19 protein-coding genes are annotated in these 25,025 nt (G+C 68.4%); 5 read left to right on the top strand and 14 right to left on the bottom strand.

Going from position 1 to position 25,025, the window contains the following annotated elements:
- Positions 1 to 33: 33 nt before the first annotated feature.
- The 11 genes from ACOGW9_RS14135 to ACOGW9_RS14085 all read right to left on the bottom strand — a co-directional run bounded on the left by ACOGW9_RS14135 (position 34) and on the right by ACOGW9_RS14085 (position 16,190).
- Positions 34 to 1,233, bottom strand: coding sequence for an ammonium transporter (locus ACOGW9_RS14135; protein WP_419912329.1), 1,200 nt, complete (start codon positions 1,231 to 1,233; stop codon positions 34 to 36).
- Positions 1,234 to 1,415: 182 nt separating this feature from the next.
- Positions 1,416 to 2,615, bottom strand: coding sequence for a cystathionine gamma-synthase (locus ACOGW9_RS14130; RefSeq protein ID WP_419912327.1), 1,200 nt, complete (start codon positions 2,613 to 2,615; stop codon positions 1,416 to 1,418).
- A complete protein-coding gene (locus ACOGW9_RS14125; protein WP_419913089.1) occupies positions 2,615 to 3,988 on the bottom strand; it encodes a pyridoxal-phosphate dependent enzyme in 1,374 nt (457 codons plus the stop codon). The genes ACOGW9_RS14130 and ACOGW9_RS14125 overlap by 1 nt, the downstream gene beginning before the upstream one ends.
- Positions 3,989 to 4,072: 84 nt before the next feature.
- A complete protein-coding gene (locus ACOGW9_RS14120) occupies positions 4,073 to 5,002 on the bottom strand; it encodes a phenylacetaldoxime dehydratase family protein (RefSeq protein WP_419912325.1) in 930 nt (309 codons plus the stop codon).
- A gap of 10 nt (positions 5,003 to 5,012) precedes the next feature.
- Complete coding sequence (locus ACOGW9_RS14115) at positions 5,013 to 8,576, bottom strand: indolepyruvate ferredoxin oxidoreductase family protein (RefSeq protein ID WP_419912323.1); 3,564 nt, start codon at positions 8,574 to 8,576, stop codon at positions 5,013 to 5,015.
- A gap of 89 nt (positions 8,577 to 8,665) precedes the next feature.
- Positions 8,666 to 9,973, bottom strand: coding sequence for an MFS transporter (locus ACOGW9_RS14110; RefSeq protein WP_419912321.1), 1,308 nt, complete (start codon positions 9,971 to 9,973; stop codon positions 8,666 to 8,668).
- A gap of 77 nt (positions 9,974 to 10,050) precedes the next feature.
- Entirely contained in the window at positions 10,051 to 10,731 is a 681-nt protein-coding gene (locus ACOGW9_RS14105; protein ID WP_419912319.1) for a hypothetical protein, read from the bottom strand.
- Positions 10,732 to 10,749: 18 nt separating this feature from the next.
- Positions 10,750 to 11,196, bottom strand: coding sequence for a glycine/sarcosine/betaine reductase selenoprotein B family protein (locus ACOGW9_RS14100; RefSeq protein ID WP_419912317.1), 447 nt, complete (start codon positions 11,194 to 11,196; stop codon positions 10,750 to 10,752).
- Between the two features lie 47 nt (positions 11,197 to 11,243).
- Positions 11,244 to 12,020: an SDR family NAD(P)-dependent oxidoreductase gene (locus ACOGW9_RS14095; protein WP_419912315.1), complete on the bottom strand. Its 777-nt coding sequence runs from the start codon at positions 12,018 to 12,020 to the stop codon at positions 11,244 to 11,246.
- A gap of 108 nt (positions 12,021 to 12,128) precedes the next feature.
- Positions 12,129 to 13,043 (bottom strand): phytanoyl-CoA dioxygenase family protein, encoded by a 915-nt coding sequence (locus tag ACOGW9_RS14090; RefSeq protein WP_419912313.1) that lies wholly within the window; start codon positions 13,041 to 13,043, stop codon positions 12,129 to 12,131.
- Between the two features lie 27 nt (positions 13,044 to 13,070).
- A complete protein-coding gene (locus ACOGW9_RS14085) occupies positions 13,071 to 16,190 on the bottom strand; it encodes a glycosyltransferase family 2 protein (RefSeq protein WP_419912310.1) in 3,120 nt (1,039 codons plus the stop codon).
- A 96-nt stretch (positions 16,191 to 16,286) separates the two neighbouring features.
- Between ACOGW9_RS14085 and ACOGW9_RS14080 the strand changes: the two genes are divergently transcribed.
- The 3 genes from ACOGW9_RS14080 to ACOGW9_RS14070 are packed head-to-tail and all read left to right on the top strand — an operon-like array spanning position 16,287 to position 19,397.
- Positions 16,287 to 17,228: an ABC transporter permease gene (locus tag ACOGW9_RS14080; RefSeq protein ID WP_419912308.1), complete on the top strand. Its 942-nt coding sequence runs from the start codon at positions 16,287 to 16,289 to the stop codon at positions 17,226 to 17,228.
- Positions 17,225 to 17,974, top strand: a complete 750-nt coding sequence (locus ACOGW9_RS14075; RefSeq protein ID WP_419912306.1) for an ABC transporter ATP-binding protein — start codon at positions 17,225 to 17,227, stop codon at positions 17,972 to 17,974. Before ACOGW9_RS14080 ends, ACOGW9_RS14075 begins: the two co-directional genes overlap by 4 nt.
- A gap of 43 nt (positions 17,975 to 18,017) precedes the next feature.
- Positions 18,018 to 19,397 carry an LLM class flavin-dependent oxidoreductase gene (locus tag ACOGW9_RS14070; RefSeq protein WP_419912304.1) on the top strand — a complete coding sequence of 460 codons (1,380 nt, stop codon included), beginning with the start codon at positions 18,018 to 18,020 and terminating at the stop codon, positions 19,395 to 19,397.
- 70 nt (positions 19,398 to 19,467) lie between these two features.
- Here the strand turns inward: ACOGW9_RS14070 and ACOGW9_RS14065 are convergent, their stop codons facing one another.
- From ACOGW9_RS14065 to ACOGW9_RS14055, 3 genes are read right to left on the bottom strand one after another with little or no spacing between them, the layout of a single operon-like run.
- Positions 19,468 to 20,280 carry an SDR family NAD(P)-dependent oxidoreductase gene (locus ACOGW9_RS14065; protein ID WP_419912302.1) on the bottom strand — a complete coding sequence of 271 codons (813 nt, stop codon included), beginning with the start codon at positions 20,278 to 20,280 and terminating at the stop codon, positions 19,468 to 19,470.
- A 27-nt stretch (positions 20,281 to 20,307) separates the two neighbouring features.
- Positions 20,308 to 21,630 carry a homogentisate 1,2-dioxygenase gene (gene hmgA, locus ACOGW9_RS14060; protein WP_419912300.1) on the bottom strand — a complete coding sequence of 441 codons (1,323 nt, stop codon included), beginning with the start codon at positions 21,628 to 21,630 and terminating at the stop codon, positions 20,308 to 20,310.
- A gap of 10 nt (positions 21,631 to 21,640) precedes the next feature.
- Positions 21,641 to 22,981, bottom strand: coding sequence for an MFS transporter (locus ACOGW9_RS14055; protein ID WP_419912298.1), 1,341 nt, complete (start codon positions 22,979 to 22,981; stop codon positions 21,641 to 21,643).
- 98 nt (positions 22,982 to 23,079) lie between these two features.
- Between ACOGW9_RS14055 and ACOGW9_RS14050 the strand changes: the two genes are divergently transcribed.
- Both ACOGW9_RS14050 and ACOGW9_RS14045 read left to right on the top strand, forming a co-directional pair.
- The gene (locus tag ACOGW9_RS14050) at positions 23,080 to 24,147 is read left to right on the top strand and encodes a TIGR03617 family F420-dependent LLM class oxidoreductase (RefSeq protein WP_419912296.1); all 1,068 of its coding nucleotides are present in this window, start codon (positions 23,080 to 23,082) and stop codon (positions 24,145 to 24,147) included.
- Positions 24,148 to 24,250: 103 nt separating this feature from the next.
- Positions 24,251 to 24,994 (top strand): SDR family NAD(P)-dependent oxidoreductase, encoded by a 744-nt coding sequence (locus ACOGW9_RS14045; RefSeq protein WP_419912294.1) that lies wholly within the window; start codon positions 24,251 to 24,253, stop codon positions 24,992 to 24,994.
- The last annotated feature ends 31 nt before the right edge of the window (positions 24,995 to 25,025 follow it).

The raw sequence follows: 25,025 nt of genomic DNA, 5'->3' as shown, positions 1-25,025 counted from the left end.
CGCCGTGTCTCGCAGGGACGGCCCTTCGCGGTGCTATTCGATCTGGTACGCGGCCTCGCCGTGGTCGCTCACGTCGATGCCGGCCATCTCGACCTCGGGCGAGACCCGGATGCCCATGGTCGCCTTGATCACGCTGGCGATGATCCATGTCGCAGCGAACGAGTACGCGGTGACCACGGCGATCGAGAGCACCTGGTTCCACAGCAGCACACCGCCGCCGAAGAACACGCCGTCGATGAAGTCGCCCCCGGGGACCGCCGAGGCATCGGCGAAGAAGCCGAGCAGGATGCCGCCGACCGCGCCGCCCACCCAGTGGATGCCGACGACGTCGAGGCTGTCGTCGAAGCCGACCCGGAACTTGGCCTCGATGGCAAAGAAGCACACCACGCCGGCGATCGCGCCGAATGCCAGCGAGTGCATCGAACCGACGAAGCCCGCCGCAGGTGTGATGGCCACCAGCGCTGCGACAACGCCGGAGGCGATGCCGATGGTGGACACCCGCTGGTGCCGTGCGTATTCGGCGAATGCCCAGCCCACCATGCCGGCCGCGGCAGCAATGAATGTGTTCACGAATGCCTGCGCCGCCGCACCGTTGGCCGCCAAGGCCGATCCTGCGTTGAAGCCGAACCAGCCGAACCACAGGATGCCCGCACCCAGCATCACGAAGGGGACGTTGTGCGGAACGGGCCGGTTGTCGGGCCAGCCTGAGCGCCGGCCCACGACGAGCGCCAGCGCCATAGCGGCGGCGCCGGCGTTCACATGGATGGCGGTGCCGCCGGCAAAGTCGTGGGCGGGCAAGTTGAAGATCCAACCATCTGCGCCGTACACCCAGTACACGACCGGTGCGTACACCAGCAGCGACCACACGGGGACGAACACCATCCAAGCCGAGAACTTCATGCGGTCCGCGACTGCACCGGAGATGAGCGCTGGAGTGATTGCGGCGAACGTCATCAGGAACGCGAACTTTGCCAATCCCTCGGCGCCGTGAATGCCCTTCATGCCGACAATCGAGAAATCGCCGATGATCGGCAGGCCGCTCTCGCCCGCCGCCAAGCTGTAGCCGACGAGCACCCAGATCACCGGCACGATGCCGAGGCACCACATGTTCATATTGAGCATGTTCAGCGCGTTTTTGGCGCGCACCATGCCGCCGTAGAACAGCGCAAGCCCCGGCACCATGAACAGCACCAGGGCCGCTGCGGTCAATATCCAGGCGATGTTGCCTTCCATCACTTCTCTCCTCGTTGCGCGCGCATGCGCTAGCGGGCAATGGGGCGGCTGATCCGCACATCATTGCAGGTGAGCCGCTCGCACAGCGGATTCGCTGTGCCGCCGCCGGAGACCACGTTCTCGGCTGGGATGTCCTCGCCTGCACTCCGAAGGCGAGAACGTTTCAGGGTTGCTCGCGGGAGCTAATTCGCTGCTGAAGGTGCTGTGTCGAGGGCGGCGCCGAGGTCGTCCAGCAGGTCGCTTTCCGTCTCAAGCCCTACCGACAGCCGCACCAGGTCGTCAGGCACCTCCAGGGCCGAACCGGCGACGGATGCGTGCGTCATCGCGCCGGGGTGCTCGATCAGCGATTCGACTGCGCCCAGCGACTCCGCCAGCGTGAATACCTTGGTCGACGCTGCGACCTGCTCGGCTGCGGCTCTCCCGCCGTGCAGCCGGAACGACACCATGCCGCCGAAGCCGCTCATCTGGCGGCAGGCGATGTCGTGTCCGAGATGATCGGGGCGCCCCGGATAGAGCACTGACCGCACTGCCGGATGCTCCTCCAGCAACTCGACCACCGCGTGCGCGTTCTCACCGTGACGGTCCATGCGCACGCCGAGCGTCTTGGTGCCCCGCAAGGCCAGGTAGCAGTCGAACGGGCTCGGCACGGCGCCGACGGCGTTCTGGGTGAACACCAAGTGGTCGGCCAGCTCGTCGTCGTCGGTGGCCACAAAGCCTCCGACCACATCGCTGTGGCCGCCGAGGTACTTGGTGGCCGAGTGCAGCACGGCATCGGCACCCAGTGCCAGCGGTTGCTGCAGGTACGGCGTGGCAAACGTGTTGTCGACCACGACGATGCCGCCCAGCTCGTGCGTGACGGCGCAGATGGCCTCGATGTCGAACACCGTCAGCAGCGGATTGGTGGGCGTTTCCAGCCACACCATGCGCGTGCTGGGCGTCCAGGCGTCGCGGATCTTGTCGGGGGCAGTGAGATCGACCGCGGCGAGTCCCACGCCCGCGTTGCCGAACACCTTGTCGATGAGCCGGAACGTGCCGCCGTAGGCGTCATCGCCGAGCAGCAGGCTGTCACCGGGGCGCAGCACCCGCAGCAGCGCATCCGACGCTGCCAGCCCGCTGGCGAATGCAAACCCGTGGCGGGCGCCTTCCAGCGACGCCACGCAGACCTGGTAGGCGTGACGAGTGGGATTCCCCGTGCGGCCGTACTCGTAGCCATGCCGGGGTTGCCCGACCGCCTCCTGGGCGAACGTCGTGGCCAGCGAGATCGGCGTGACCACCGCGCCCGTATAGGGATCGTGAGGCTGACCCGCCCGGATAGCGCGGGTCTCGAAGCCGAACTCATCAGGATCCTCGAAGCCCGAGACCTGCGGATCGCCACCCAGCATCAACTGCCTCCAATTGCGTCCGCGCCGAGCGTCGCAACGGGCCTGCCCCGGTCATAGACCACGACCGCCTCGGGTCCTGCGAGCAAGTCGGCTCGGGCCAGCAGTTCGGCGATTCGACCGACTGGTTCTCCGATGCCGACGGCAGGCAGAGGCGGTTCGATCGCCGCAGACACCTTTGCGCTGCCCTCCACCGCCAGCAGCCCGTCTTGGGCCACCGAACCGACCACCTGAGCAGCGGCCAGGGGCATCTCGCCCTTGCATACCGGAACGGCACGCAATCCCGTCTGATCCATGCATTGCCGCGCAGCGGCCACGGTGTCGTCGGGCCGTACGAACACGAACTCGCCGTGGACGAGGCTGCTCACCGTTCCGGGCCCAGGCTCCTGCGGCAGGAACCCCATCTGTGCCATCCACTCGTCGTCGAACACCCGACTGAGGTAGCCCCGGCCCGAGTCCGGGATGAGCGTGACTACCAGCGACTCCTCCGCGCGGCCGGCGGCATCGAGTTCCGCTGCGACGGTGAATGCGCCCGCCACTGCCGTGCCGCCGGAGCCGCCGATCAGCAGGCCCTCGCGCCGGGCAACCCGGCGTGCCATCGCGAACGACTCGGCATCGGTCACGGGGATTCCACGGTCGACGACGCCGGGATCGTAGGTGGACGGCCAGAAGTCCTCGCCGATGCCTTCCACCAAGTAGGGCCGCCCGTCGCCGCCGACATACACCGACTCCGGCGGGTCAGCGATCACGACCTGTATGCCGGGATCCTGTTCTTTGAGATAGCGACCTACGCCGGTGACGGTGCCGCCTGTGCCTGCACCCGCCACGAAGTGGGTGATGCGACCCTCGGTCTGTGCCCAGATCTCTGGTCCGGTGGTCTCGTAGTGCGCTTGAGGGTTTGTCGGGTTGCCGTACTGGTTCGGCGAGTATGCGCCTGGCGTCTCGCTCCTCAGGCGCTCCGCGGTCGAGTAGTACGAGCGTGGATCGTCGGGCGCAACCGCCACCGGGCAGACCACCACCTCTGCGCCATAGGCCCGCAGCAGCGCCACCTTCTCGGGTGCCACCTTGTCGGTGCATACGAAGATGCACCGGTAACCGCGCTGCGCAGCGACCACGGCAAGGCCCACGCCGGTGTTTCCCGAAGTGGGCTCGACGATCACGCCGCCCGGCTGCAGCGAGCCGTCGGCTTCGGCGGCGTCGATCATCGCCACCGCGGCGCGGTCTTTCACCGAGCCGCCGGGATTGGTGGTCTCCAGCTTGGCGACAACCGGCGTTGCGATGTCAGGTTCGACCTTCCTCAGCCGAACCATCGGCGTGCGGCCCACAAGGTCCAGCACCGACGACGCAATGTCGAGGCCCTTCAGGGCCTCGGGCATCGGCGAAGGCCCTGGGTGGGCGTCAGTCACGGCATCACAGCCTAGGAACGCGATGCGGGCCGCGCCGAAGCCACTTCACGGCTGTCAGGTGATCAGCTCGGCCAGCGGGGACAGCTCGGTGTTGACCAGCTCCACGCCGCCTTCGGGCAGCACCGATACTTCGTGCCACAGCCGCAGCTTGGGCGGGCGTCCCAGCAGATGCACCGTTGAGAGGAACGAGTGGAAGATGGCCAAGTGCGTGGAGTGCGACCGGGACCACGCTTCGAGTGACGCCAAGTCGTCGAACCAGCCGACGAAGCTCGTGGACTTGAGATCCTCGCCGTCGATGGATTGCTCGCGCAGGAATCTGCTCGAGATGCAGCCGGAGTCACGGTTGGCGGCCAGAAACTCGATTCCGGCCCGCAGCTTCGGCTCGATGTCGGTGAAGTACATCTCGCGCTCGTCGTCGAGGCACTCGTCCCATTTCTGGCCCGAGCGGATGAGGCACAGATTGGCGGGCAGCGGCGAACCCGGAGCGGCCTCGAACGGATCGTCCGCGCTGGCCGCCATGCGGTCGCGCGCAGCACCCCAGTAGTCGTGCAGCTCAGTGAGGTCCACCGAAGTCAGGTTGCGCACGCCCGGCAGCGGCCGCTTGGTCCCCGCGATCGTCTCCCAGCGCTCCGCCGGGATGACGGCCGTCTCGCAGTAGACCCCGTCCCGTTCGAGCACATCGCAGCCATCCCGCCAACGCTCGTAGACCGCCGGATCGACCCAATACGCCATGAACACGGTCTCGACGTCGCCCTCGGCCTCGGCTGCGTCGTCGCCCTCGTCGGTGAAGTTGACGACCCGGGCCCGCTCGACGTGATCGGGCCGGTGCTCGCCGCCGGTCAACGCCGCCTGCAGCTCCACCAGCGTGTCGGCGTTGTCAGGCCCCTTCGAGAAGACCATCGAATAGGCCGTCAGCTCGGGAAAGTCGACCACGCACCACGCTGGCGCGCTAGGCGTATGCCCCTCGGGCCGGTTGGCAGCCATGCGGCCCCGCTCAGGCGCCGAGTTCGGCGGCGCGGGCCCGGAACAGCTCGACGTTGTTCTCCTTGATTTCCTCGTAGCCGCGGATCATGTCGGGCAGCCGGGCAATCTCGACGGCTCGGGCGTAGGCGGCATCGTCGCCTGCGCCCAGCGTGTCGAGTGCCCGCTCGATCATCCCGCGGTACTCGTCGATCAGCTCCCGCTCCATCTTGCGGTGAGCGGTTTTGCCGAAGACGTCCAGCGCTCCGCCGCGCAGGCCCTTCATCCGCGCCAGCAGTGCGAACGCCATGTCGCCGGAGCGGCCGAGGCCGATCTTCTTCTCGACGCCCATGCGCCGCATGATCGGCGGGTGCAGCTTGTAGGTGACCTCGCTCTTGTCGCCGAACTGGTCGCGCACTGCCTGCTTGAACGCCCCCGAACGGTGCAGCCGGGCCACCTCGTACTCGTCCTTGTAGGCCATCAGCTTGTAGAGGTACATCGCCACGGCCTCGCTCAACGAGGTCTCGCCACCTGCCGCTGCCTCGGCCTCGCGCACCTTGGCAATGAAGGAGGCGTAGTCCGATGCATATGCGTGGTTCTGGTAGCCGACCAGGTCGGGCACCCGGATGCGCATCAGCCGTGCCAGCTCCTCGGACTGGTTGGGCACCGTGTCGATGAGGTCCTGCTGACGCTTCGACGGTCCGGTGTCACGCTTGACCTTGCCGACCCGCTCGACCTCGAGCGTTCCCAAGAAGTCGGGGTCGAGCACGATCTTGCGACCGATGCGGAACGCTTGGGTGTTCATCTCCACCGCAACGCCGTTCAGCTCGATGGCCCGCTCGATCGCCGATGCGCTGATCGGCACCACGCCCGCCTGGTAGGCCGCGCCCACCACCAGCACGTTGGCAGGCATGTGCGAGCGGAACAGGCTGTCCGACAGCGTGCCCGCATCGAAATAGACGTTGCGCTCTGCGCTGGTGGACTCGTCGATGACCCGTTGGAACGCCGTCCACTCGGGGAACTCGGCGGAGGTGTCACGCACCATCGAAGTCGTGGGCACCTTGGATGACGACACGACGGCAACGGTCTTGCCGGCCAACGCCTTGTCGAGGTTTGCCGGGTTGGTGCCGGTCAGCAGGTCGAACACGATGTACGCATCCGCCTCGCCGACGCCGACCTTGTTGGCCTCGTCGCCCCCGTCATGATCTGCCGCCGGGGTGTCGTCACCGTTCGCACCCAGGCGCCGGACCTTGAGGTTCGACAGCACCGGGCCGCCCTTCTGGGCGAGACCGGTCTGGTCGAGGCCGTTGGCCTGCTTGCCGTCGAGCAGCGCTGCGGTGGCGAGCATCTGGTTGACGGTCACCACGCCGGTGCCGCCGATGCCCATCATCAAGATGTTGCCCTCGTCGATCCGGTCGGGCTCGGGCAGGTCATCGCCGATGTGCTCGGTAGCCACCGTGGCCTTGGTGGGGATCTTCCCCGCAGGCACCACCTCGATGAAGGCGGGGCAGTCGCCGTCGAGGCAGGTGAAATCCTTATTGCACGACGACTGGTGAATCTGGGTCTTGCGGCCGAACTCGGTCTCGACGGGCTGCACGCTCAGGCAGCTCGACTTCTCGCCGCAGTCGCCGCAGCCCTCGCAGACCGCCTCGTTGATGAAGACCCGCATCGTGGGCTCGGCCACCTTGCCGCGCTTGCGGTCGCGCCGCAGCTCGGCTGCACAGGCCTGGTCGTAGATCAGCACCGTGCAGCCCTCGATGTCGCGCAGCAGCCGCTGTGCTTCATCCATGCGATCCCGGTGCCAGACCTCGGTGTCGGGAGCGAACTCCGCGTCGGCGGGGTACTTCTTGGGGTCGTCGGTGACCACCATCACCTTGGCGACGCCCTCGGCGTGCACCGAGCGGGTGAGCTCGGGCACGGCCATGCCGCCGTCCACGTCCTGGCCGCCGGTCATGGCCACCGCGCCGTTGAAGAGGATCTTGTAGGTGACGTTGGTGCCTGCGGCCACCGCTTGACGCAGGGCCAGCGAACCGGAGTGGTGGTAGGTGCCGTCGCCGATGTTCTGGAACCGGTGCTCCATGGTCACGAACGGCGCAGCGCCGACCCACTGGCAGCCCTCGCCACCCATCTGGGTGGTGCCGCGGACGTTGCGCGTCGGCGTCATAGCCGCCATGCCGTGACAACCGATGCCGCCGCCTGCTTCGGAGCCCTCGGGCACCCAGGTCGAGCGGTTGTGGGGGCAACCCGAGCAGAACCCCGGTGTGCGGCCGGCGGCCTTCTCGCCCTTGGAGGTGGTGACCGCCAGCGGGATCGTGATGCGCTCGGGCACAGCGGGCCCGATGCCTTCGGGACCGAGCCGGTCCACAAGGAACGGCCGGATCTTGCGGGCGATGAGATCGGCGTCCATCTCGCCGTGGCCGGGGAACCAGAAGCCGCCCTGCGCGTCGCGCTTGCCGAGCACGACCGGGGCGTCGGCCATGCCGTACAGGTTCTCCTTGATGAGCGACTCGATGATCGAGCGCTTCTCCTCCACGGCGACGATCAGGTCGAGCCCGTCGGCGAACTCGCGCACGCTGGTGGGCTCGAGCGGCCACACCACCGCGGGCTTCCAGATGCGCACGCCCCGGCGTTCCAGCTCGATGTCGTCGAGCCCCATGCGGTCGAGCGCCTCGCGCAGGTCGTAGTAGGTCTTGCCCGCAGCGACGAGGCCGATACGGGCGTCGCGGGTGGGAAGCGTCTGTCGGTTGAGCTTGTTGGCGGCCACGAACTTGTCGACCGCAACCATGCGGCCCTCGTGGATCTCGAGCTCCATGCGCACTGCGTTGGGGCCGAACAGGGCGTCCTGCTGGGTGTGCGCCCAGGGCTTGCCCTCCCACTCGAATTCGGGTCGGGCGACCGACACGCGGCCAGGGCCGACCTGCACCGTCGCGTACCCGTCGGCCACGTTGGTGACGATCTTGAGCGCCGACCAGAATCCGCTGTAGCGGGACAGCTCGAAGCCCCAGCGCCCGAAGTCGATGACCTCCTGCACCGAGCCCGGGTACAGGATCGGCGTCTGGTAGTGGATCAGCACCGGCTCGGACTCTGAGGCCAGCGTGGAGGACTTCGATGCCGGGTCGTCGCCGGCTACGAGCAGCACGCCGCCCTTGGGGTCGACGCCGCAGACGTTGGCGTGCTTGATGGCATCGCCGGAGCGGTCGACGCCGGGGGCCTTGCCGTACCACATGCCCAGCACGCCGTCGTAGCGGCCCTGGAAGTTGCGGTTGGCGAGCTGGCTGCCCCACACGATCGTGGCGCCGAGGTCCTCGTTGAGACCCGGCTCGAACATGATGTTGTTCTGCTTCAGCTCCTCGGCGTTGCCGAGCATGAGCGAGTCGATGCCGCCCAGCGGCGATCCGCGGTAGCCCGACACCATCGCAGCGTTGTTCAGTCCGTCACGGCGGTCGGCCCGCAGCTGATCCAGCAGCACGCGCAGCAGCGCCTGCACGCCCGACATCGCGACATCGCCTTCCATACGGTCGAAGCGATCTTCGAGCTTGAAGTCTGCGAGAGCCATCGAATCCCCCTCATGCGCCGCGGCGGCGGGTGCGGCGGCCACCTGCGAGGCTACCCGTCAGCCCGAATTGCCGCCGGTGAAGCGAGCGCGCTCATGTTTGGCTGGCTCGCTGCGGGGCGCGGCGCTGCGGTTCAGCGCTTGGGCAGCAGACCGGGCCGGGGCAGCGTGAATGCCAAGCCCAGTGCGCAGGCGTTGGCAACCGCCGCCATCGAGAACGTCCAGCCATAGCCCCCCGTTGCATTCAGCAGCTGCTGCGCCACGTACGGCCCGATCGCGGCGCACGACCCCGCGGTCGCGAAGAAACGGCCGACGATCGCACCGGCATGGGTACGGCCGAAGTAGTCGGCGACCAGCGCCGGGAAGACCGCCACGCTGCCGCCGTAGGACATGCCGAACGCGATAGCCGAGGCGTACAGCAGCACCAGATTGTCGGCCACGGCGATGCCGACGAACGACAGCGTCTCCACCGCCAGCGCCAGCGCCACGGCTCGGCGGCGGTCGATGCGGTCCGACAGCGGGCCGGTCACGATGCGCCCCACGAGGCCGCCGACGCCGACCGAGCTGATGACGCCTGAGGCCCATTGCAATGAGAATCCAAGGCTCCGGGCGTACTGGACACCGTGTGCAAACGGCACAAACACCACGACGAACGTCAAGGCGAACATCCCGAAGATGCGCCAGAACACCGAGGTACGCCACGCAGCAGAGGCGGTCCACGCGGTGCGGGGATTCTCGGCGTCCTCTGCGCCGCTGCGGGTGGCCTCCACGACGAACCCTGCCGGCCTCGACACGACCCGCGAACGGGCCAGCGGGCGGTCAGCACGATCCGGCGTGCGACCGTCGGGATACTGGCCGATCGACTCGGGATCGCGCACGAACAGCATGGCGGTGGCCGCCATGAACACACCGCCCACTACGGCCATCACGGCAATTGCCGTGCGCCAGCCGAACTGCGAGACGAGCCACGCAGCGATCGGCGGTGCCACGATCCCGCCAGCGCTGCCGCCCGAGCCCACGATGCCGGTCGCCAAGCCGCGCCGAGCGGTGAACCAGCGCACCACGGTCGCATTCGCAGGCACCCACGACGATGACATGCCGAGCGGCGCGATCACCGCCAGCCCGACGAAGACCAGCACCAGGCTCGACGCAGACGACAGCACCAGGTAGCCGGCGGCCAGCAGCAGAGCGCCTACGGCGATGACCTGACGGGGGCCGATTCGGTCGGTGAGCTGCCCGCTCCACACGCTGATCGCGCTGTAGCTGAGGATGTACAGCGAGTAGGCGAGCTGCAGCCAGTTGGTCGACCAGCCGGTGTCTGCGCTGATGGCCCCTTCGAATGTGCCGTAGCTGAACTGCAGTCCGTAAACGATGAACAGCACCCAGAACCCGGCCCACGCCACCCGCCAGCCGTGAAACGGCCGACCGATCAGCATTGCCATCCGCCGGACGGCTGGCCAGTGAGCGGGTTCACGCGATGAGCTTGGAGTGAGCCGGAGGCCGCCCGAGGCGGCAGCCGCTACATGTCGCCAGGTGCCAGGAAGAACCAGATGGGCTGCTTCTCGCCGGCGTCGGCCATGGCCTTGCGAGCAGCCATGATCGTGCGGCCCGCTTCGGTGGAGGTGAAGAACCAGCGAGCGCCCGCCCACGGGGCCGGTGCGTGCTCGGCCAGCGCCAGCGCGGCGGTTTCGTAGTAGCCGCGTATGTCCTGTGCCACCCGCGCCGGGATGCCCGGTATGCCGGCTTCCTTCCACGGGGTGCCCTCGGCCACGCGCACGAACGACTGCACGGCCGCGCCGATGTCGTCGGCGGCCACGACGCGCCCCGCGCCGGTGCGGTTGCCCAGCTTGGCCACAGCCCGGTCATAGGCCTGCCGCAGGCCGTTGGCCTCGTCGACGGCGGGGTGCAGGCTGGGGTCGTGCCGTGGCGGCAGCTCGCACGACATCGTGGCGGTGCCATCGTCGTCGATCGTCTCGGCGAACTTCTCCACCACCGGCTCGGGCGAGGTGAGCAGCCCGAAGGCGTGGGCCAGCACCCGATGCTGGAAGTCGGCATCGTTGGGCTTGCCGAGTGGGCGCCCCAGCGGGAAGTCGCACCAGAGGCCTCGGGGCGGGGCGGTTCCCTGGATGTGGGCGCCGATGGAGCCCAGCGCCACCGTCGCCAAGCCGGCTTCCTCGAAGACATGTCCGAGCGCACTCACGGTGCGGGTGCACAGCGGTCAGACGGGGGTGAGCAGCACCACGTCCACCTCGTGGTCACGCAGGAACTTGGCACCCGCAGGCCCGGAGTCCATGCGCACCCCGGACAGGTCGAACTGGTTGCCGGCGTAGGAAAGGTGGATGTCGGAGACCTCGCCGATGGTGCCGTCGGCAGAGAGCTCGTCGAGGCGGTCGATCGGGAACACCGTGTTGAGGTCGAGGGCTATCCCGGTGGCATCGAAGTTGGGGCTCCAGTGGCCGCACATGTAGTCGCGCCGGCTGCCGTCGAGCACCCGGTAGCCGGTGTCTATCGGTTCGAAATCATCCTGGTCGGGATGGTGCAGCGAAGCCGAGGTCACGATGGCGACCTTGGCTTCGGCGAGGGGCGGAGGCGTGGTGAACGCTGTGGTCTCGAAATCGGGGAGCTCGAGCCCGCCCGTCAGTGCCTTGACATCGGAATCAGCCATGGCGGCAAAGCTACGACTTGCTGCACTGCCTTGCTCGGCACTGGGGGCTAGGCGGTTTCCTCGAGGTCGAGGGAGCGCTGGCGGAGGCGGCGCATTCCCTTGAGCCAGCGGTCTGGATCGGAGGCCTTGCGCTCGACGTAGGTCTGGGCCTCGGGGTGGGACAGGATCAAGAAGCGCTCCTCGGCCATGGCTTGGGTGATGACCTCGGCAACGAATTCGGGCTCGACGATGCCGTCGGTGCCGCCGTCGGCGAGTCGCTGCGGCGCCATAGCTGTGTTGACACCCTGGGGGCACAACACCGAGACCCGGATGCCGTCGTCGCCGTGCAGGATCGCTTCCATCTCGGCCAGCTTGATGCAAGCCGCCTTGGTGACCGAGTAGGGCGCCGAGCCCATGGCCGCCAGCAGTCCGGCGGCACTGGCGGTGTGCACCAGGTAGCCCTCGCCGCGGGCCAGCATCGAGGGCAGCACTGCCCGCGCCGCGTACACGTGGCTCATCACGTGCAGCTCCCACTGCGACTGCCAGGCATCGTTCGAAGCAACCACGCCGCCTTCGGCGCCGGCGCCGGCGTTGGAGAAGAACACGTCGATCGGCCCGTGCGTGTCGAGCGTTCGTTCGACGAGGTCTGCCACCGCGGTTTCGTCGGTGACATCCAGTCCGACGCCCTCACAGCCGATCTCATGCGCGACGGCTTGGGCAGCATCGGCGTTGTAGTCGGCGACGACGATGTGTCGAGCACCCTCGGCCATCCAGTGCCGGGCGGTGGCCCCGCCGATGCCGCCTCCCCCGCCCGTGATGATCGCAACTCGATCACGCAGTTCCATGGCCCTTGCTCCTTGCTCGTCTGCGGCCTCTCGGCGCGGTGAACCGGCTCAGTGTCGCGCAGCGTGGTCGCTCTCGGCAGTGCCGAACAGCGTCAGCGCGCAGCCGGATCAATCGGCCGCAGCAGCTTCAGGCTCGGCCGTGCCGATGCCGCCGACTTGCTCACCCTCGTCGATGGCCTTGATCCGTGCCGCATAAGCGGTCTCGGCGAGGCCCTCGGCGCCGAGGAATCGACCGGGGCTGGCGCCGTCGATGTGGCCCATGATCCCCCGGTAGAGGCTGAATCCGCACAGCGCCGCCAACTCTTCGGGCATCTCACGGACGTCTTCGGGAGCGAGGCTGTAGTACTGGTTCTGCTGCTGGCGCATCCAGCCCCGGCAGTACTGCACGCTGATGCCAAGGCGCCAATCGTCGTCGGACGTGTTGGCGCCGCCGCAGTGCCAGGTGCCGCCGTTGACGATCAGCACCGAGCCGGCCGGCATCTCGGCCGCGATGTACTCCGGCTTCTCGCCCGGCTGGGGCTCGTGGTCGTAGCGGTGCGAGCCCGGAACGAGGCGGGTGGCGCCGTTCTCATCGGTGAAGTCGGTGAAAGCCCAGATGGTGGTGACCATGAACGGCGCGCGGGGCCGCGGCACGTCGATCTGATCGACGAGGCCGTCGTCGGAGTGCAGGCCCTGGTGCACCTCGCCCGGACCGATGTGCATGCAGGTGGTGCCAGACAGGATCGCCCCGGGCTCCATCAGATGCTGCGGGAACGGCAGCACGTTGCGGTGGATCGGCAGCTTCCAGAACGACCGGTCCTTGTTGAGCAGGTTGTACATGCGCTTGGTGGCGAAGCCCTCGATGCGGTTGCCCTTCGGCTGCACGTTCAGCTCGTCCTCGACCCGTGCGACGGTCTCGCGGATCTCAGTGACCAACTCGGGTTCGATGGCGCCTTCGACGATGCAGTAGCCGTTCTCGTCGACTTCGTCGAGATAGCGCTGGAGTTCGGATTCGTTCGCAGTGAGGTCCAAGGTGCCGCTCATGGCCCCAGTCTCGCAGGATGGGAGCGGTCAAGCCTCTGCGACTCCCGCGAAGGACAGGTCGCAGCCGTCACGTACCTCGCTGGCCCGGCCCAAGAAATGGCTGTCCTCGACGTTCCAGGTGTGCTCGTCGCCGTGGCGCACGCGCAGGTAGCCGGCGCCGTGGGTCCAGTAGATGCGCCCGCCTGCCAGCGTGATGTCATGGGCCAGGGCGATGTCGACCCGCCGGGGCACCCGGCGCCATCCTCCGGCGGCTTCGAGATCGTGGCGGGAGATCATCAGCACGCCGCCCGAGACGCCCACGAAGGGGATGTAGCGCTCTGAGAACTTCTGGCGGTTCTGGTCGCGCACGGTCGTGTTGAGCCGTTCCAAGTACACGTATTCGGCAGACTTGCCGATCAGCTCGGCCCGGGAGTACTCGTGGGCGAGCACGAGGTCCCAGATGTGCTCGGCCCCGTAGTAGTCGTCGTCGTCCATCTTGGTGAGCAGGGATCCGCCGGCCTCCTCTGCGGCGGCTCGCAGCACCCCTCCCAGGTTCTGGGTGCCGTCGACCCGCACGATCTGGAGGGGTTGGCCAAGTTCTCCGGCCAGCGCTTCGATCTCCGTGTCACTGTCGAAGCCATCGCCGTGCAGGGCGAGCACGAGCTCGAGTCGGGGGTAGGTCTGGCGGGCGGCGGTCGTGATCACATCGGCGACGCGGTCCGGCCGCCGGGTCGGGGCCACGATGGACACCTCTGGCGGCTGAGCGCCGACGCCCGACGCCGAGAGGATCTGGCGCGCCCGGCTGCGAAGCGAGTGGTCGCGCAACGCGCAGCGTCGCATCTCGACGCTGAGCTGCTCGCGGCGGTGTGCATCGGCATCGGTGATATCACCCGACGCCATCAGGTCGTGCAGCGCTGGCCCAAGCGTCGCTGCGAGCTCGGGATCGGGTGCGTCGATGTGCACGACAATGCCGGCGCCGGCCAGCGCCGCCAGCGCTCCTGCCCGCTGCACCGCGTCGCGGTGGTCGGCAGCGCTGTCAGTGAGATGATGCGGGGCGCGCAGGTCGGCCAGCAGCTCGCCGCCGAGGTAGAGGCTGAAGATCGAGCCACGAGCCGGCGACAGCAGCGACCGCACCGACGCCGGTTCTGACTCGAACCCGGCCGACCAGCCGATCGGATTCACCGCCTCGGGGTTGAAGGCCTGCACCTTGGCCGAGGGGGCCATGTCCGCCAGCACGGCAACGAGGGGTTGCCGCTCGCTTGGTGCACCTTGAAGCGCCGCCTCACCCGCCTTGGCCGAATCGGCAACGACGACATCGACATGGTGGTCGCCGTCATCGCCGACGTGAGTCGCCACCCTGGTCGAAGCGGCGAACACGGCCGAGGCCTCGCGGCCAACTGCGACGATCTCGGCGCCGAGCGGGTAGCGGGCGAGACGCTGCACGTAACGCTGGCTGCGGGGCTGGAGGCCCAGCCAGATGCGCAGGCGCTTCTTGATTCTCTTGATGAGCCGCGGCCAGTGCTTTCTTGCCCGCCGCAAGGCCCACATCATGCTGCGGAACTTCCAACGGAGGTTCTTGAGACGCCACCACACGGCCCGTGCAACCGTGCCGATGAGGCGGGCGACATCTGCGGGCCGCCGAATGCGTCGCACCGCGACGAACAGCGTCGAGCCGTGCCGGCGCATTCGAGCCCACAGCCGCAGGAATCGCTTGGCGGGCCCATGCAGCTTGCTGGCAAGCCACCCTTGGGGCTTGGCTTCCTGGGTGACCTGCAGGCTGTCGACGTCGAGCTCGACGACCGCTCCGAATTCGGCCACGGTCCGGTGCGAGCGGCGGGCGCGGTGAATCGCCCAGCCGCGGGTGATGCCCACCCGGTGTCCTGACGCCAGATCAGATTCACCCGCCGCGGCAGTGCCGAGCTGGTTCTGAAGCCGGTCGAACATTCGCGGCCGGATGCCCGCGCCGGCGGGAACACGCACGTGGTATGCCGCGGCGGGATGCGCGAGCGCCGCGCCCCCAGCTGCGCCCACGCTCACGCGGGGATCGGGGTCGAGCTGGCGGCGGAGCCGCTCGAATTGCTCGCCGGGGCGCTCGTCGACCCACACCACCAGGTCGTGGAAGTTGCTGGCCAGCACTTGCTCGACGGTGTCGAGCATCTCGGATTCGTCGACGTGCCCGGGCTGCACCGTCACCACGAACTGCGGCACGGTGTACGAGCGGCCGGGGGGCGAGGTGCGCAGCCGCCGGTCGGGAATGAGGTGAGACAGTTTGTCGCGTTGCTGGGCGAGGCTGACCGTCTCGTCCTCGCTGAGCACCGCTCCCTCGCCTTGGTGCCAGCACAGCGCCGAGCGCTCGGGCACCAACACTGCACCCTGCGCGTAGGCACGCCAGCCGAACTCGATGTCCTCCGAACCCCATTGCGTGAACGACTCGTCAAAGCAGCCCACGGTCTCGAAGAACGCCTTCGACACAGCGAAGTTGCCGCCGGTGACGACCCGGAACACGTCGTCGGCGTCCGAGGCGAGGTTGTCGGTCTGCTCCATGCGGCGCTCGATCCACTCGGGACGCTGGATCGGTCGTCCCTCGAACAGGTCGGCGAGTGTCCCGGGACGGTTACGCACGTCGGACGCCCCGATGCCGTCCACATCGACGTGGTGGCGGAACCCCAGCGTGAGCAGGTCGCTGGCTGCGTGGTGCCAGCGGGCGTGCGCGGACAGCCAGTCGGCCTCGGGGACCATGTCGCAGTCGAGGAAGATCAGCACATCGCCCTGCGCTGCACGGGCGCCGTTGTTGCGAGCCCGGGCCAGGCCGAACCCGAGGTCTTCCTGATGGACCACTCGAAGGCTCAGCCGGCTCGGGCCCGTTCCATTGAGCGCCGCCAGATCGAGCTGAGCCAGGTCCAGCGGCGGATCCGAACCGTCGTCCACCACGACGACCTCGTAGAGATCCGCGGGGTAGGTCTGTCGCTCGAGTCCGGCCAGCGTGAGAGCCAGCGCATCCGGTGCCTCGTAGTAGGGGACGACCACGGTCACCGGCAGCAGTGGCTCGAACACGTCCAGCGGGGCCACGCCCAGGGAGCGCCAGTCGTTGCCCCGCACATCGGCGGGCGGCGGTGTGGGACGGTGTGCAGGCGGTGTGAACACGGGCGGTCCGTTGCGGTCAGACATCCGTCGCCGGACATCACTCGGCCGCGTGAGTATGCCGCCGCTGGCTGTCCCTGCCCCGCACCGTTGCCCCAGGACGGCCTTCGTAGGATGACCCGCATGGCCGACGAAGGCGGCGAGGCAAGCACAGTCGGCGAAGGCGGCGAGGCGAGCACAGCCAGCGATGGCGTCGAGACCGACACGGCCGCTGAGGCCGCCGACGACTCCGGTTCGCAGGATGCAGCGGCACGGCCGCTCATCGACCTGACATCGAGGCCGACGGCGCGGACGTACCTGCGGGAGGCGTGGCGCCGGCGCGAGTTCGCCATCGTGGTGCCGGCGCAGGACCTTCGGGCCCAGAACATGGACACCACGCTGGGCCAGCTCTGGCACCTGGTGAATCCGGCTCTGCTGGTCGGGGTCTATTTCCTAGTGTTCGGCGTCATCATCGACACCCGGCGCGGGGTCGACAACTTCCTGGGCTTCCTCATCGTCGGCGTGGTGCTGTTCCATCTCACCCAGCGGGTCACCTTGGAGGCATCCACCTCGATCACGCAGAACATGGGCCTGATCCGCTCCATCCAGTTCCCGCGCATCCTGCTGCCCGCAGCGTCGGTGAACGGCCAGACCGCTGCGTTCGTGCCCGCGCTGGCGTTGGCGATCCTGGCGGTGCTGGCGACCGGTGAGCTGCCGACGCTGCGCTGGCTGGTGCTCCCTGCCGTGCTGGTGGCGCAGTTCGCCTTCAACTTCGGCACTGCGCTGCTCGTGGCTCGCATCGGCACCACTATGCCCGACCTGCGCCAAATCCTGCCGCACCTGTTCCGGCTGCTGTTCTACGGCTCGGGCGTGATCTTCAGCGTCGATGCGTTCGTGCAGAGCACGGCGTGGCGGCGTGCGTTCGCGCTCAACCCGCTCTATGACGTGATCACGTGCGCGCGCTGGTGTCTGCTGGGCGAGCCCGTGGACCTGTGGGTGGTGACCGGTCTCGTGATGTGGTGCGTGCTGATGCCCGCCATCGGGTTTGCGGTGTTCCACCGGTCCGAGCAGAGGCTCGGCGCGTGAGCGACTCCGCTGTCACGGTCGAGGTGCGCGACGCCCACGTCAGCTACCGGGTCTTCGAGGAGCCGGCCACGGGTCTCAAGCAGGGCTTTGCCCGGGGCCGGATGCGTCGCCAGTACCGCATGATCCCCGCCGTGCAGGGCGTGACGCTGGATCTGTTCGAGCACGAGACGCTGGGGCTGATCGGGCCGAACGGTGCAGGCAAGTCGACGCTGCTCGCCGCGATGACCGGGCTGCTGCCGCTGCGCTCGGGCACCATCCGGGGACGGTCGCGGCCGTCGTTGCTCGGGGTGTCGTCGGTGCTGCGACCGGCGCTCTCGGGGCGCCGCAACATCCTGATCGGCGGTTTGGCGCTGGGCTTCACCCGTGCCGAGGTGGAGCGCCGGATGGACGAGATCATCGACTTCGCCGGGCTGCGCGCCGACATCGACCGGCCGATGCGCACGTACTCCTCTGGCATGCGGGCCAGGCTGCGCTTCGCCATCGCCACGGCCCGGATTCCCGAGATCCTGCTGATCGACGAGGCGCTGACGGTGGGCGACGAGGAGTTCCGGCGGCTGGCGGCCGAGCGCATCGACGACGTGCGCTCCGCCTCGGGCTCAGTCGTGCTGGTCACCCACAACATGAACGAGATCCGGCGCTTCTGCGACCGGGTGGTCTGGCTGGACGAGGGCCGCATCCGCGCCGTCGGCGACCCTGCCGAGATCGTCGACAGCTACCTCACAGCGCCCAGCCGCAACTCCCACTGAAGGGCCGGGACGGCTCACAGCCAGTGATGCGAGACTGACTCCCGTGGCGGCGGAAGCGGGGGCAGTCGGGCAAGGGCGGCGCATCATCCTGAACGCGTTCACGATGAACTGCGTGGGCCACATCCAGCAGGGACTATGGGTGCGAGACGACACCCGCCAGCGGGAGTACACCTCGCTTGAGCCCTGGCTGGAGCTGGCCCGGATTTGCGAGGCCGGATGCTTCGACGCCATCTTCCTCGCGGACGTGATCGGGCTGTACGACACCTACCGGGGCAGCGCCGACACCTCGCTGCGCGAGGCCATACAGGTGCCCGTGAACGACCCGATGCTGCTGATCCCGGCCATGGCCACGGTCACCGAGCACCTCGGGTTCGCCTTCACCAGCAACGTGCTGCAGGCGCACCCGTTCACCTTCTCCCGCCAGATCTCCACGCTCGACCACCTCACGGGCGGGCGGGTGGCCTGGAATGTCGTCACCTCGTACCTGCAGAACGGCGCGCAGAGCCTCGGCTACCCGCGACTGCCCAAGCACGACACGCGCTACGAGCGAGCCGAGGACTACCTCGACGTCTGCTACAAGCTCTGGGAGGGCAGCTGGTCTGACGATGCGGTGGTGGCCGACACCGAGCGCGGCGTCTATACCGACCCTGACCGGGTGCGGCCGATCGACCACGAGGGCCCGTACTACTCGGTGGCCGGGCCTCATCTGGCCGAACCGTCGCCGCAGCGCACGCCGGTGATCTACCAGGCCGGCTCGTCGGATCGTGGGCGCGATTTCGCGGCCAAACACGCCGAATGCGTGTTTGTCGTGGCGGCCTCGCGGGGCTTGACGCGCATCGCCGAGGACATCCGGCGCCGGGTGAGTGCGGTCGGTCGCCACCCCGATGACGTGAAGGTCATCGCCGGCCTGTCCCCCATCGTGGGCGGCACGGAGGCCGAGGCGAAAGCCAAGCACGCCGACTATCTCGAGACGCTCTCGCTGGAGGCAGGTCTGGCACACCTGAGCGGAAACCTCAACATCGATCTGAGCCACATCGACCCCGACCAGCCGCTCGAGACGCTCGACACCGAGGGCGTGCGCGGCCCGGTGAAGTCGCTGCTGGATTCGGCGCGGCCGGGCACCCGGACCTTCGGCGACCTCATCAAGCTGAACATGGCCGGGCAATTCCTGGTGGGTTCGCCCGAGCAGATCGCGGACGGGATGCAGCGCCGGCTGGACCAGGGCGTGGACGGCTTCAACCTGGTGTATGCCACCACCCCCGGCACGTTCGTGGACTTCATCGAAGGTGTCGTGCCGGTGCTGCGCGAGCGAGGTCTCGTGCAGCGGGAGTACCAGCCGGGAACGCTGCGCGAGAAGCTGTTCGGCAGCAGACGCCTGCCCGAAACGCATTACGCCAGCGGCTTCCGCCAGCAGCGGGTGTAGCCGATCGGCGCGGCGGCTCGGCGGCGGCGAGCCAGCTCAGCCAGCGCGAAGAGTGACGGCGGCGTCCGGTTCAGCCCCGCGGCGAGGCCCGAGTCGGTCCTCGCAGCGTCACACCGCCGTCGACGACCAGCGTGTGGCCGGTGATGTAGCGGGCCTCGTCGGTGCACAGGAACCTGACCGCCGCGCCGACATCCCAGCCATTTCCCTCGATCTTGAGCACGCTGGCCCGCCGACGGGCCTCGGCAAGCTCGTCGGGCATCTCGTCGCCGCCGACCAGCGGCGTGCGCACGGGTCCAGGAGCCACGCAGTTCACCCGCACGCCATCGGCGCCGTGATCGACGGCCATGGCGGCCGTGAGCGCCATGATCGCCCCCTTCGACGTGGAGTACGCCGTCATGCCGCGGGGACGCAGCGCCGAGATGGACGAGATGTTGACGACCGCTCCCCCGCCTGAGTGCTCGATCATGGCCGGAATGGCGTGACGAGATGCCAGCACCATCGAGGTGAGGTTCACCTCCATCACCCGTTCCCACGCATTGACATCGCCGGTCACCACCGTCCCCCTGCTGCCGATGCCGACGTTGTTGACCAAGATGTCCAGCTGTCCCCACTGGTCGAGCGAGGCCTTGACCATCTCCTCGCAGTCGGCTTCGACGGTCACATCGGCACCGACGGCGACGGCGCTGCCTCCCTCGGCGCCGATCATCTCGACCGTGGCCTCGGCGAGCTCGGGCTTGCGGTCCACCGCCAGCACGTGCGCACCGGCCTCGGCCAGCAGGATTGCCGTCGCCCGGCCGTTGCCGATCCCGTCGCCGCGTGCACCCGCGCCGGTGACGATCGCCACGCGGCCGCCCAAGTCCGCAGTCGCCCGAGTCGCAGTCATCCGTCGACGCTCCGGCGGGACAAGTGCTCAGCCGTCGCCGTTGCGGCGCAGGGTGCTGCGGTCGTCCAGCGGCGTCCAGGCGTCGGCGTAGTTTTCCTGCAGCTCGTCGAGGCCGGCCGCCCACGCCGTGGGGATCCATGGGTAGCGGGACTCGAACATGAAGGCCAGCATGTCGGCCATTCGCCGGGGTTCGAGCTCGGCGGTGGTGCCGGCGTCGTAGGCCTCGATGTCGGGACCGTGGGGCAGGAAGGCGTTGTGGATGCTGACGCCGCCGGGCTCGAATCCCCCCTCGGGCTTGGCGTCGTAGGTGCCCTCGATGAGCCCCATCAGCTCGCTCATTACGTTGGAGTGGTACCAGGGCGGCCGGAACGTGTGCTCCTGCACGGCCCAGCGCTCGCGGAACAGCACGAAGTCGACGTTGGCGGTGCCCGCCGTGTCTGACGGGGAGGTGAGCAGTGTCCAGATGGACGGTGCCGGGTGGTCGAACAGCAGCGGGCCGAGCGGGCAGTAGTTGCGCAGGTCGTACTTGTAGGGGGCGAAGTTGCCGTGCCAGGCCACCACGTCGAGCGGCGAGTGCGGCAGATGGGTCTCGAGCAGGCGGCCACTGTGCTTGAAGACCAGCCGGGTGGGTCGATCGTCAGCCTCGTAGCCAGCCATCGGGAACAGGAAGTCGCGGGGCATGGCGAGCGCATCCACGCCGATCAGCCCCGGGTCGGGCAGCCGGAACGGGGCGCCGTAGTTCTCGCACACGTAGCCCCGGGCGGACTCCTCCATCAGCTCGACGCGGAACTTGACGCCGCGGGGCACCGTTGCCAGTTCCGCAGGCCCGACGGCGAGGGTGCCGAGCTCGGTGACGAGACGCAGCGAGCCCTGCTGGGGCAGGATCAGCATCTCGCCGTCGGCGTTGGCGAACACCTCGCCGTCCATGGAGCGATTGGCGACGTACAGGTGCGTCGCGGCACCCGTGCCGAGGTGGGCGTCGCCGTTGGCCGCGAGGGTGCACAGGCCCTCAAGCCAGCTCAGCGGCTCGTCGGGAACCCCGATCGGGCTCCAGCGCAGCTGCGCCACTGGGGGCGTGCCCTCACGGCAGGGCGAGGTGCGCAGGTTGCCCGCCTCGATATCGCGCAGCGCAGTGACGTGGCGTACCGACGGGCGGATCCGGTACATCCAGGTGCGCAGCGCGTCCGCCCTCGGCACGGTGAACGCGCTGCCGGTCAGCTGCTCGGTGTACAGGTCGTGGGTGACGCGCTGGGGGCTGTTCTGGCCGATCGGCAGCACGCCGGGTTCTGCCTCGGTGACGTGCTCATTGCCGAAACCGCTCTGGTATTCGATGCCGAAGTCGTCCCCCATGGCGGCCAGCCTAGGTCGCGCCGGTGAACCCCTCTTGGGGCTCAGGACCGGGGGCTGGGGGGGCGCCGCGGCCCTGGCGGCGCATGATCAGCGCCAGCAGGGTCGCGCCGGCAGCGAGCACTGCGAAACCCGTCCAAACCAGGTTGAAGCTGCCCGTCCACTCCGCGACGTAGCCCGTGACGAGACCCCCGATGCTGAGTCCGGACATGAAGCCGAGCATCACGATGCCTGACGCCCGGCCTGCCAGCGCAACGGGAATGCCGGTGATGATGGCCAGCATGGCAACGGCATTCCACGACATCATCGTGAACCCGGCCAGCAGCGACATCACCCACATCAGGCTGCTGTGGACGGTGGCCGCACCGAGCAGCAGCGCCATCGCCACCACCGTGAACGCGGATTGGACGGCCAACGCGCTCGCAGGATGCACCCGCCGCTCAGTGAGCCGGGCCCACCAGATGCGCGATCCGATAGCGGTCACGCCGGCGAGGGCGCTGGCCCATCCGGCCCAGAAGTTGGTCCAGCCCAGCGACTCCTCGGCGAAGAGGATCTGGAAGCGGCCGACGCCGCCCACGACGCTGCCCATCAGCAGCGAGAACCACGTGATCGTGATGATGAATCGGCGCTCCGCGGGTCCCATCCGCACCACCCTGGGCTGCGCGGGCGCGACGGCGAACACCGCACCTGGCGGTGCCTCGTAGGCGAAGGCCGGCTCGCTGTCGGTCTTGGTGTCGGGTCGCAGCCACAGCTGGATGCCCAGCGCGCACACCAGTGTCACCACGCCGTAAATCCCCCTCGCCCAGCGCCAGCCGTACAGGGTCGCCAGCGTCGGCAGCGTGGCACCCGACAGGAACGTGCCGAACATGACGCCGGACTGCTTCAGGCCGGTGATGGTGCCGCGACGACCCTCCGGGACGCGCTCGGCGATGAGCTTGTTGGTGGCCGGATTGCACCAGCCTTGGCCGAGGCCCGAGAACGCCGCCGCCGCCATGAGCAGCCACACGTTCGGCGCGAAGGCCATGCCGAACAGGCCCACGCCGGCCGTGCCGATCGTGAGCACCGTGGACACCTTCGGCCCGATCTGATCGGTGATGCGACCCGACAGCGGCGCGAAGAGCGCGGCGACGACCGTGTTGGCGGTGAGGGCGACGCTGAACGCACCGGTGGTGATGCCGAGATCGCCGATGAGATCGACCGCCACCACCGCCGGCGCCATGATCGGGAACGGGCCGAGCACCATCGTCGCGACCAGCACGAAGTTCAGGCCGAAGCGCTGCATCGGGCCGTCTCCAGTCGCAGCGACCTCGTCAGGCGCGCCCGCCGTCGCGCTCGGGGCATCGCCCGTCCGCATCGCAGCGCACCCTATGGCCGCTTCCCCGCAGATACGCGCCGACGACCGCTTTGACTACCGACGCGCCTCGGCGCGACTGCGTATCTTCCCTGGGTGCGATGAAGACTGAGACGCTGCTGCCGTTGGGCAAGCTCGACCCTGGGCTGCGTGCACCCGATGTGCCGCTCGACGTCACGAGCATCGGCAACGCCGCCGTACAGGTCGAGGCGCTGGGCTACGACGCCCTCGTCGTGGAAGAAACCAAGGACGACCCGTACCAGCTGCTGGCCATGGCGGCGGTGGCAACGACCACGCTGGGTCTCGGCACCTCGGTGGCGATGGCGTTTCCCCGTTCGCCGACCGTCACCGCGCTGTCGGCGTGGACATTGCAGAAGGCATCGGGGGGACGGTCGATCCTGGGGCTGGGCTCGCAGGTGCGCGGCCATATCCGCCGCCGCTACGGCATGGAATGGTCGGCGCCGGGGCCGTGGATGCGCGACTACGTCGGCGCGGTCCGGTCGGTGTGGCGCTGCTGGCAGGACCGAACGCCGCTGGAGTACGAGAGCGAGCACTACAGCCTGAACCTCATGGTGCCGCTGTTCGATCCCGGCCCGATCGCCCATCCCCGCATTCCGGTGCACATCGCGGCGATCAACCCGAACATGTGCGGTGTCGCCGGCGAGGTTGCCGATGGTGTGCGGCTGCACCCGGTGTGCTCGCCCCGCTACATCACCGAGGTCATGGCGCCTGCTGTCGCCCGCGGCGCCGAACGGGCCGGGCGAGACGCCGGCAACGTGGAATGGTGCATGAAGCCGCTTGTCGCCACGGCACCCGACAAGACAGCCTTGGCCGACGTGGCCCGCACGGTGCGCGAGCGCGTGGGCTTCTACCTCTCGACTCCCGCCTACCAGGCGGCCTTCGATGTGCACGACTGGACTGACGAGGCCGAACAGGCTGCGGCGCTGTCGAAAGCACAACGCTGGGACGAGATCTCGGCGATCGTGTCCGACGAGATGCTGCACACCATCGCCACGGTCGGCACGTACGACCAGATCGGCGGGCTGCTCGCCGAGCGATACGGCCCCCACATCGACCGCATCGAGTTCTCGATTCCTGTCAACACGCCGGGCGACGGCGAGCAGCTCAGCGCGATCCTGGTCGAACTGGGCGAGGCTGCCCGGACTTGAGCCTCCGGACTTGGGAACGCGGATCTTCCGGGGTCTAGGGTCTCGCCGTCGATCCTGTGCGGTCTGCGCCGGGATCCAATCTCACAGCGAGGGGAAGAGGCAGATGGGTCTTCTGGACGGACGAGTTGCGATCATCACCGGCGGCGCACGGGGACAGGGTGCGATCGAAGGCGAGCTCTTCGCCAGCGAGGGCGCGACGGTGGTGCTCACCGACGTGCTCGACGACGAGGGCGAGCGCACCGCGGGCGAGCTGGGGTGCGACTACCTGCATCACGACGTGGCCGATGAGGCGGCTTGGGACTCGGTCGTGGCCGACGTGCTCGCTCGCCACGGGCGCATCGACGTGCTGGTCAACAATGCCGGCATTTTCCAAGGCGCAGGGCTGATGAAGACCTCGACTGCCGACTTCGACCGCATGTTGGCAATCAATGCCCGCGGCGTGTTCCTGGGCATGCAGAAAGTCGGCGCCGCGATGGCCGAGGCCGAGTCAGGATCGATCGTCAACATCAGCTCGGTGGCGGGACTGATGGGCACCGCTGGCTCATTCGCCTACAGCGCCAGCAAGTGGGCGGTGCGCGGCATGACCAAGTCGGCCGCCAAGGAGCTGGGCCGCCGCAACGTGCGGGTCAACTCGGTGCACCCCGGCTACATCGACACCGAGATGCTGGCGCAGACCAACGTGTTCACCGAGGACAGCGACCGCACCCGCCGGATCCTGCGACAGGTGCCGCTGGGACGCATCGCCGAACCCGCCGAAGTCGGCCGGGTGGTGCTGTTCCTCGCCACTGACGCGAGCAGCTACTGCACCGGCCAAGAATTCACCGTGGACGGGGGCATGTTTGGTTGAGAGTGCAGCATGATCAGAGGCAGCCGGATTC

The organism is Candidatus Poriferisodalis sp., from assembly GCF_965203655.1.
Taxonomy (GTDB): Bacteria; Actinomycetota; Acidimicrobiia; order Acidimicrobiales; family Poriferisodalaceae; genus Poriferisodalis.
Note: the sequence above shows the minus strand (reverse complement) of the source record. Positions and strands in the feature narration are given on the sequence as shown.

What these genes read in the sequence shown, in the direction of transcription:
- ACOGW9_RS14135 (WP_419912329.1), bottom strand. Translation starts at nt 1,233, where the DNA reads ATGGAAGGCAACATCGCCTGGATATTGACCGCAGCGGCCCTGGTGCTG.
- ACOGW9_RS14130 (WP_419912327.1), bottom strand. Translation starts at nt 2,615, where the DNA reads ATGCTGGGTGGCGATCCGCAGGTCTCGGGCTTCGAGGATCCTGATGAG.
- ACOGW9_RS14125 (WP_419913089.1), bottom strand. Translation starts at nt 3,988, where the DNA reads ATGCCCGAGGCCCTGAAGGGCCTCGACATTGCGTCGTCGGTGCTGGAC.
- ACOGW9_RS14120 (WP_419912325.1), bottom strand. Translation starts at nt 5,002, where the DNA reads ATGGCTGCCAACCGGCCCGAGGGGCATACGCCTAGCGCGCCAGCGTGG.
- ACOGW9_RS14110 (WP_419912321.1), bottom strand. Translation starts at nt 9,973, where the DNA reads ATGGCAATGCTGATCGGTCGGCCGTTTCACGGCTGGCGGGTGGCGTGG.
- ACOGW9_RS14100 (WP_419912317.1), bottom strand. Translation starts at nt 11,196, where the DNA reads ATGGCTGATTCCGATGTCAAGGCACTGACGGGCGGGCTCGAGCTCCCC.
- ACOGW9_RS14095 (WP_419912315.1), bottom strand. Translation starts at nt 12,020, where the DNA reads ATGGAACTGCGTGATCGAGTTGCGATCATCACGGGCGGGGGAGGCGGC.
- ACOGW9_RS14090 (WP_419912313.1), bottom strand. Translation starts at nt 13,043, where the DNA reads ATGAGCGGCACCTTGGACCTCACTGCGAACGAATCCGAACTCCAGCGC.
- ACOGW9_RS14085 (WP_419912310.1), bottom strand. Translation starts at nt 16,190, where the DNA reads ATGTCTGACCGCAACGGACCGCCCGTGTTCACACCGCCTGCACACCGT.
- ACOGW9_RS14080 (WP_419912308.1), top strand. Translation starts at nt 16,287, where the DNA reads ATGGCCGACGAAGGCGGCGAGGCAAGCACAGTCGGCGAAGGCGGCGAG.
- ACOGW9_RS14065 (WP_419912302.1), bottom strand. Translation starts at nt 20,280, where the DNA reads ATGACTGCGACTCGGGCGACTGCGGACTTGGGCGGCCGCGTGGCGATC.
- hmgA (WP_419912300.1), bottom strand. Translation starts at nt 21,630, where the DNA reads ATGGGGGACGACTTCGGCATCGAATACCAGAGCGGTTTCGGCAATGAG.
- ACOGW9_RS14055 (WP_419912298.1), bottom strand. Translation starts at nt 22,981, where the DNA reads ATGCGGACGGGCGATGCCCCGAGCGCGACGGCGGGCGCGCCTGACGAG.
- ACOGW9_RS14050 (WP_419912296.1), top strand. Translation starts at nt 23,080, where the DNA reads ATGAAGACTGAGACGCTGCTGCCGTTGGGCAAGCTCGACCCTGGGCTG.
- ACOGW9_RS14045 (WP_419912294.1), top strand. Translation starts at nt 24,251, where the DNA reads ATGGGTCTTCTGGACGGACGAGTTGCGATCATCACCGGCGGCGCACGG.